The sequence below is a fragment of the Rathayibacter tanaceti genome (assembly GCF_001634385.1).
Classification (GTDB): Bacteria; Actinomycetota; Actinomycetes; order Actinomycetales; family Microbacteriaceae; genus Rathayibacter; species Rathayibacter tanaceti.
The window spans coordinates 1-264 of record NZ_LIIN01000329.1; the positions used below are offsets into that span (position 1 = coordinate 1).

A 264-nucleotide genomic window follows, 5' to 3' on the forward strand; every position below is an offset into this window, starting at 1 on the left:
TCGAGGCGGCTGCCGAGAGGGAGTCCGCCGCCGCGTCGCTCACCGCGCTCCGCGCCTCCTACGCCGACGCCGTCCGTCGGCACCGCGAGCTCGCCGCCGAGCACGCCGGGCTCGTCGCCCGCCGATTCGTCGGCTTCGCGGGCGAACTCGCGGGCTCGCTCGTCCCGGGCGAACCGTGTCCCGTCTGCGGTGCGCACGAGCACCCGCGCCCCGCGGAACACGGCGAGGCAGCCCCCGTGAGCACGGACGACCTCGACCGGGCGC

At 78.0% G+C, this 264-nt stretch carries 1 protein-coding gene; it reads left to right on the plus strand.

Annotated features, from left to right (window positions below; genetic code table 11):
* A partial coding sequence (locus ACH61_RS17780; RefSeq protein WP_201787639.1) for a hypothetical protein occupies positions 1 to 264 on the plus strand: 264 nt, incomplete at both ends.